2 protein-coding genes are annotated in these 8,999 nt (G+C 42.9%); both read right to left on the reverse strand.

The genetic code is table 11. The features are described from left to right. The coding region (locus tag H7254_RS15810) for a hypothetical protein (protein WP_301933883.1) at window positions 1-4,598 on the reverse strand (4,598 nt) is incomplete at its 3' end. Window positions 4,599-4,634: 36 nt separating this feature from the next. Then, a complete protein-coding gene (locus H7254_RS15815) occupies window positions 4,635-8,954 on the reverse strand; it encodes a hypothetical protein (RefSeq protein WP_301933884.1) in 4,320 nt (1,439 codons plus the stop codon). Window positions 8,955-8,999: the final 45 nt, after the last annotated feature.

Raw genomic sequence — 8,999 nt, forward strand, 5'->3', positions numbered from 1 at the left:
AGCAATAATTCGTTGAAGGGCTGGCCGGTGAAGGGGGCAATATTAAAGCCCCAATCCCTGATAGGGCTTGCGCCATCATCGTATACCCAGTTACCCAATGCTGTTTTGCTTGCCACTGTAAAAACCAGTTGCAGTCTGCCTTGCAGGTATTTTACAATGGCCATGCCACTCGCATTGGTTATAATAATTTCATCTATTCCATCATTGTCAATATCGCCGGTGCATTGAATGGTGTTGGTGTTTTTATTAAATACCCAACCATCAATATTGCTGTTATCAGGTATGGCAAACTCGCAAACAAGTGACCCTTTTAATGAAAGTAGCCCCAATGTATTGTCAACTTCTTCGGTGCAGCAAACAAACGGTACTTCTGTTAGTGGTGATGTCCGCAGGATTCGGTATTTGCCCAGGTTATCAGAAAGCGGACGAGCGATAGGTTTTTGGGTTACCCGGTTAAATGCTTCCTGGGCCAACCCTTTTTCTGGCATATCAACGCCGTACTCAATTTTAAGCTGGCTGGCCAGTTCTACGTAATTGTTTTCTGAATTTACCAGCACATTATTTTTGATAATGCGGCGGCTATTTATTAGCCTTGCTACATTTGGCTCATCAGGTACCCGCTCGGTAGTTTCTACAAATTCCAGTTTATTTATCTGCTCCTTAATATTGGTTATTTGCCCAAACACTTCTACACAAACAACACTCAAAGAATTGCCGGCAGGTAAACCATACAACTGCAATGCCTGATTAATGAGTGTATTATTCCAGTTACCATTTGCCTGCCGGATAATTTTTTGTTTTTCCAGTGTATATTGAGCGGCTATTTCAAGTACCAGCGTACCTAAGTCATACGGTACAATGGCAAGGCCATCTTCGTATTCAATTATTTTTTGTTGTTCTATTTCCCCTATCTTTTCAAAAATAAATTGCCTGAACAATTCATTTTCCGGTATTACCGGGTTGGGTGTTAACTCTAATTCGGTCAATAAAATATTACGGTGGTCTTTGCCATCTGCCTGTTTTACCTGGGCATATAATAAGGCCCACATTGCGGTACGTGGTGGGTTGCTGGTTACATCCTGCCCATTAAAAACGGCTTGCGCATAAGGTGCGGAAATGGATACTTCTTTTTCGTTGCGGTTAAGTAAACAGGTAAGGATGGGAGCCGGATGCTGTAAACCGGCAATGCGCAAAGGTTGTCCAAAACGGGCCTGAGCTGTACTCCATATTTTATCGGAGTGGCCAAAGCGAAACTCCTGTGTAAAAAAACCAAACAGTTCAGCGCTTTCGGTATGAAGCCCCGGCGGTAATGGCAGCAAATAAAAATGCCGGGTAGCATCTTTCGATTTTATCATGCGTTGCATGGCTTTTAATCCATTTTGATCGGTACCCATTCCCGGCGTTATCACTCTTATATATTCAGGGTCAAGATTAATGGGTGTATCTTCTGAAAGGTGCCATAAAGAAGGATTGTTGTTGCTTAATAACTGGTCGGGGGCATATCCCAGCATTCTAGTAAACAATGCATCGTTGGGGTCTTGCGGAGCCGCATCAAACTCAAGCCAAAGAAAGCGTTTGCGTGCTTCCGAGGAAGAATAATTGGCAGTACGGATATAGGGTGAAAGTGCAATACCCGACCCAATTAATTTAGGAGATTGATGGGGATTAATGGTGACAGGTAATTGCAATACAGCGGTTTCAAAAGGTTTATCAGCAACAGGAACATGTGCAGGGCGAAACTTTGTGATGATGTTGTACCGCACTTCCGTGATATCAGGAAAATCACCATTCACCGGTGTTGCATCTACCACATCAATAAAAATAATTTTCGAAAAGTTCCGGTGTATCAATCCATCAGCACCAGCCTGTATGGCCTGAAAGGAAGCGGTCTTTTTAAATTCCATATCACCAACTTTTTGGTACTCTTTTTCTTCAATGGTTTTGGCATCGGCACCAAATCTAAACTTACGTTGTATTTCAAAACTAAGCGGATCAAGGCTATCCCACGCCCAGTCGCGGTTTAAGGTAAGTGAAGTACAAACCAGCCAGTGATGTTGCAATTCATTTTTATTAGCAAAAGTAAGGCTGCTGTTATCCGGCGCCATGTTATGGCGGATGCGGCTGCTACACCAAAACTGTATGCGCTCACCATTGGCTGCTGTTAGCGATTTATCTTTTGTTTCCACATTTAGCTGTTGTGCCAGGCGTTGCACAATATCAGGCAGCTTGTTGGACTCAGTGCCATTCAGGTTTTTTTTTCCGGTAGCAGAAGCTTTAATTTCTACAGGGTCTGGCTGTAAATAAATGCCTCGTAATAATTGCGGATTACTGATGCCGGTAAACATGTTTTCTTCATTCAAAGATTCCTGCCTTACTGTAATCATTTTCGGTTTTCCCATGCTTGGATCCACCAAAATATCATTCGCATCAACACCCCAGTAGGCATCTTTTTTTTCACCTTCCGCCCTTAACGTAATGCGGATATTTCTTGCGGTAGGCAGCACAATTTCACCGGCAGTTGCCGCAATGCATGCATTGTTTTCAACCGTCGTAAAGGGTGTAAATTTGTTGGAAAGATCAAGTACCGGTTCGTCTGAAAACCGCACAGGTACGGTAATAATTTCATCTGCATTGTTTTCATCAAAGGCATTAAAATTTCGGTTGGTAGTGTATAGGGTGATATAATTTTGTTTGCCATCATCACTCGCCAGGTTGTCCATCTGCAAAGTTTCTACTTCTACTTTTATCCGGATGCTTACTACATCAGGATCGGCGATGCCAAAAGCCCGGCCACCTGATTTACCTGCCGGATCATTTTTTTGCTCATCAAGAATGGCCTGCGATGCATCAATCAATCGCTGTACAGGATCAATGTATTTGCCTGTGTACAAAACGCCGGGATACCCCATGATGGGCCTTGCCAGTTGAAGGCTTGCGCCGTTAAAATTATGATCATCGGTATTGGGTGTTATCACATCCGCTTCATGGATGATCCGTACCATATCCGGTGCCACATAGCGTTTAAAGGCTACTTTGGTATGATGGCTTTCTGATAACAAGGCAAAAGATGGTGTGGAAACAGCAGGACCGCCGCCGCTTATGTCAGAAAGCCTTACCCTAAACTGGAAGCTTTTTCCATATTGTAATTTGGTACCGCTGATAACAGGTAAATAAGGATTGTTATTGCTTACAGGATGGATTTTATCTGATTCATTTTTATAAATACGGGATGCGTTATCGTCAGGGATAACAATGGAGCTGTTATTCCAGTTGGCAAAATACATGGGCAGCCAAAAGTTAGTGTCTGCAGTGGTACTTATTTTTGTGGGATAAACCTGGTAAGGGAGCTCGCCGTTAAATGTCCCCAGGTTGATGCCTTCCAACTGCATATCACCTTTACTGCTAACCTGATTAAGGCTTTCCCACGGGTTTACAACTTCATCTTCTTCACCAGCAATTCTTACATCAATATTGTACCCCATTACGCACAATGGTGCATCAATCCTTTCGGTTTTTCCTGCTTCTACAGCCATTTGCCGCAGGTACCAAATTAAAATCTGTTCATCCTCCCAGCCAAGCCGGATACCAATTTCTTTTTGTGGCAGCAAGCCATCATGTTCTTCCTTTAATAAATTCTGGCTGTGTGGCTGGTCGGCATGTACAATGGTTGCAAAGCCATGATTGTAGTGTGCGGCCTCTATAAATAATTCATCAAAAGCACCTTCGGGGTCTTCACTGGGGTTCATTACAGGAAAAGAAATGGCAGTAAAAAGCGACCTTGCCCCGGCGGCTTTTAAAGGAGGTATTTTAGCTGCATAACGTTTTATAAATGGCGATAACCCTGGAAAATTAACTGCATCAAAAGAGGTAATTAATTCAGTACGATAATCACTATCGTCTTTTAAATCTACATACAACCATCCCCCCTTTTCAAAATCGCCAGACGCTAATTGTACGGTGGTTTTATAAAGCAGTCCACCTGCCATTGCCAAAAAAGGTTGGCGCAATAAATGGGCATACACTTTACCCCAGCTAACTTTATTATCTATCGGTTGTTTAACAATGGGACTCTGGTCACGCATGGCACAATGATAACTGTCATCGGTGACGGCATTCTTAATCCGGGGACTGGTAAAGTTAAATGCCTGCCGGTAACTGTTGGGTAAATATTTTCTGATGGCGTTGTCTCTTTCCGTTATTGCTTTTGGCGCAACATGTTTTTCGCTGCCCGGCTTACCGGTACTGCGGCTTTCATCTATGTCGAAATATTTTGGCAGCCCCTTATCATTAACAGCATCTTTAAGGGTACGGTACATATTTTCAATCTGCGCAGCATATTCCAATACCCCGGTATCAAGTACCTTTTCAGGCAAAGCATCCTTACCCGGAAATGTAGTGGAAGTATTGATAACCTTTACCGTGAATGCGGGCCGGGCATTAATAAAAGGTATGCCACCGGCTGGATTATAAATGGTTTCTACATTTTCCAGCGGACTAATGTTACGTGGAATAAAAAGGATATGCAATTGTAGCAGGCCATTTACATCAATGCTTTGAGGCAAGGCTATCAGTGTAAATCTTGATTGATCAAACGACATAAAAATATTTTTTGTATTTGATTGATAAAAAGTCAATCAGGCTATCTGCCTGCTTTCGCTCCAGCTTTCGCTAAAGTGAATATTGATAATTAGAAATATAGAAACATCAATGGCAAAAGTTACCTGCACCTCGCAGTTGGCAGGCATGTCAGGTCCTGCCTTTTCTACGGTACCACGGGCTTCTATCATAATACAGATGCAAACTAAGCCGGCCAATAATTCTGCCTGCCCTTTAAACATCATAAATGCAGTAATGGCAATTTTTCCATTTGAAGAAACGGCTACTTCAACCCCCACCATAAATGTTACGGTAGCAGTACCCACTACCGGCAGGCCAACGCCTATCTGGGCTCCAAAACCAAAATGTAAAATCACATTTATCTGTGGGCTGGTATCGGCTTCCAGGCGAATACCTGCCTCGCCAATGGCAAACACGCTGCCTCCGCCAACGCTTACACACATCACCATCAACCGGCCACGGAAGGCGAAGAAGGCACCTGCAGTAGGCAACAGCTGCTTGGGCTCGGTGGTAACTTTTAAAGCAGCATTTACGTTAAACCCTATCTGCAGGCTGCACTCTAATTTTAACGGCGTTTGCGGTGACTCATAAGCAGGGCCTGGCGGAAAGCGTACCAACGGAATTTCTTTGGAAGCTTCAAATTTATACTCCCATATATCGCCGCTATTGCTCATCGCTACCTTCAATCCTTTTTTTAATGCGGCACCATAATCGCCGGTACTTAATGACGCCAGTATTTCCAATATGCGGATAACCGGTTCTACCTCCTTGCTAAATTCTATTTCCGGCGTTGGCAGGCTAAGTCCTCCACCCTCGCTGTTGCTGCCAAGGTCAAGGTCTTTTCCTTTTTGCGAATTGAAATTTCCTTTAACCGTCATCAGTTCTTTCATTGGCCCAATGGAAACTACGACGGCCATATTATTAAGCTTGCCCTTCCAGTTTTCGGTAGCATCGGCCGCTAATGAATTAACATCAAAATCGCATTTGCCTGCGTAATTTTTTTTAGGTTCATCTTTAGGTTTGCTGCTGGTTTTGTAGCGAATAGCCACCACTAATTTATCGGGCAGGTTTACGAGGTTGTAATCGCCATTTGGCAAATCAAATTTTAGTGCTTTATCAATCACACCATCCACCCCTTTTTTCGCCAGTTCGTACCCCTGTTCCAAAAATTTCTCACCTTCTTTTTTAAGATTTAAATCCAGCAGTTCATACACATCTTTGCCAAGATCCTGAACGCCTGATTTTAAAAATGCTTCTGCTGATGCGGCATTCCCCGCAGCGGCTTTTAAAAGTGAAATGGCTTGTCCAAAATTGGTATTGGCATCGCCAATATTAGGAAAGATGGCGCTACCATTTAGCAGGCGAAAAGAATCAGCCAGCAAGGGCGGCGTTTTACTTAGCAATTTAGCAGTACCTGTTTTAAACGACGGGGTAAGAAACAATACTTTTTGACTACCCATATTTTGAAGAAAACCATAGTTGCTTGCAGTGGTATCTGTTACCAATAAATTGGCCGGGTCAGCAATGCGGTGCAAGGCTGCAGGGGCAATGTCTTTAAATGGGTCGTACAGGTCTTTTTCGGTTACAATATCAAAGCCTGGGCGCATTCCTTCTTTAATAAGTGGCACACTAAATTGTGCAGCAAGCGGCGTTACATTGCCATTGCCAATTTTATGTTGTACCAAACTCCAGCTTCCATCTTTAGGTAAAAAAACAGAGCCTCTGGCAGATGATACAAAGATGGATTTGCCAGCCCCGTCTACAGAAGCTGATACGTCAAACCGGTTCAGTTTCATGTGCTGATCTGTACCCGCAATTTTAATAACACAGTTAATGCTGCCACCAATACTACCACCTTCGGATTTTAATAGTTCTGTAAAACTACTTACGTTAATAGGTTGCCCTGGTGGCGATAATTGTATGTAGCCAAGGATACCTGTTGAAGGGACTATTTTCGAGCTGGCATTTAATAGCAGTTCTTTGCCCCCTTCAGTAATATTTTCCAGTAAAATATCAGCGTCGTAAGTAATGGCTTGTAATACGTCGCTCCCTTTTGTAAATGGAGGTTTATCAACTTCCTTAATATTCCTGATATTAAATATACCCTTCACAATACCTGGATGAAAGAAAAATTGACTTGGTATTTTTTTCCTGGTTGTATCATCTAAAAAAGAAAAATCGTACAATCCGGGACTTTGCGCTTTCCAGCCGCTGTCAATTCTGGCAACATAACCATTGCTCATTCTAAAGATGGTGATAGTTCGTACGAACTTTGCACCAAAGGGATATTCTTTACTTACTACCTGCACCAGCTCGTGGCTGGTACGACCTGTGTACACATTAAACTCTGCCTTACTTACCTGTGCAAAAACCGCTTCATCATTGGCCCATTTACTTGCCATACTGCTGCCATAGCCGCTAATGCCAATCGTAGTAACAGGCACGCCCGGCCTGTTTTTCAGGTCAATGTTAGGTCCAACTTCCGGCTGATATCCACCCGTTAAAAATTCCTGGTTAAATATGGCGGTGGGTGTTTTGCCCAACGTACTTTTAGCAGCACTGCCCAACTGATCGTATAAATTAACCAGTTGAAAAGTATAGCCTTCAAAAAGACCCTGCCCATTATCATTATCAAAAGACGAGCCTGCAACAAGTTCTAACTGTATGCCGCCCACGACGGCGTTTTCAAATTGCGGCAATACATTTTCTATGGAAGGTTTTGTTGTTTGGGTAACATTGTTCTGGTTAAGAATGGCAAATGCAACCATGCCAAAAGGCATATTAAACAGGGCATACGTTTTTCCATCTTTGTTACTTTTAAAAGTATCTACCAGGTGTTGTGACAGAGGTATGGGTGCCAGCACAACCTGTTCGTTACTAAGGTTGCCCATCAATGTAGGCACGCCATCATTGGGGAAATAATTAAAGCCGGGCAAAGGATCAACAGCGGTAGTAAAGGATAAATTCAGCAATGGCTCCCAGGCAATACCAGGCAATGTAAATGCCTGCGCATTTTTACTTTCGGTTATTACAGAGGTGCCTTGTATTTGTAATGGAAAACTATTGTCATTAGCATCCAGCTGGATGCCATTGTTTGCCAACTGCTGTATGTAGGCTTTTTTATGACTAAAAGCCACCCCCATCTGGTTGGCGTTGGAACTAACATCCAGCAAAGCAAAATCTGTAAACACAGGGTTTACATCTTCCGTATAATTTGGTAAGCCCGGCTGGCTATCCTTACTTTTATTAATAAATTGTTGTGTAAAGTCAAACCCTTTGTCGGGGTGTGGTTCATTTAATTGTATTGGCGGTGTGAACAGTAATTTCTTTGCGTCGGTATCTATCCTGTTGGGCAGTGTAAATGGCAGCCGGTAGCCAGTTACAATTTTACTTTGAAAAAAATCAAGCAGTTCAAAAGAAGTATTTAAAGAATTAGTTTCATTCAGCCAGTCAACTTTTGCTATAACCCACATCCATACATCTGTGCCTGCTACCCGGCTGTTTGCTACCAATGGTGTATCCACTGTTCTTTCAAATTGCCTTTTCATAGATGCCAGGTTTGCCACATAAGGATCGGGCAGCGTTGGCAGGTAAGCATACAATCCAAATGACACTTCCATTAATCCCTGGATAAAGGTTTTAAAATCGTCGCTCACAAAAGCTAGTAAACTAACCGCAGCCGGAAGGCTGGTGGTGAGCAAGGCATTGCTTAATGCCAGGGCTATTTTTTGCGGGGTGGGCAACACATCATTGGGGCCTGCATTTTTATTAATAAGCAGTTCAAAATCAGCAATGCTGATGAGGGTGTTTTTTTGATTTGCGCTTATTAGTATGCCGCCCTTGTCTGACCTTAATGCCACCGCTTCGCCTTTAATATTTACCGGCCTGTCTGCATTAATTTTAAAGGCAACAAAACTGTTCAATGCTTCCTGCCCCTGCGATAGGATATTGTAAATAAAAGGTACATCTTTTAAAAACCTGATAGTGGTTTCTGTAACAAATTTTTTATCTTCTTTCCACATTAAAAAACTATGGGCCTTTCCTACTCCATTGCTGCTGGTATCAGTCATATTTATCCTGCCGGGTTCCAACAAAAACTGGGGACTGTTTATGGTGATGACATTGTTATCAGTAGCTTTTAAATTGGCAGATAAACCAGCGGCGCACTCAACCAGTAAAGCGCCATTGCCCTCGGCTTCCAATGGCTGCATCAGTTGCACCTGCGCCAGGGGTAAGGCCCACCAAATATTATTAATAACAGCCTGCCCGTTTATATCTAGCAATGGCGATTGGGTTTGCGATACATTTAAAACCGGGGCTTCATTTAGCTTAAGCATAATACCCAACCGGTTTTGTTGCACAAAATATTTTGTATTGGGATG

This window comes from Ferruginibacter sp., assembly GCF_014377975.1.
Classification (GTDB): Bacteria; Bacteroidota; Bacteroidia; order Chitinophagales; family Chitinophagaceae; genus Ferruginibacter.

Excerpts from the sequence above, each read along its gene's own strand:
- H7254_RS15815 (WP_301933884.1), bottom strand. The coding sequence starts at position 8,954 with ATGCTTAAGCTAAATGAAGCCCCGGTTTTAAATGTATCGCAAACCCAA.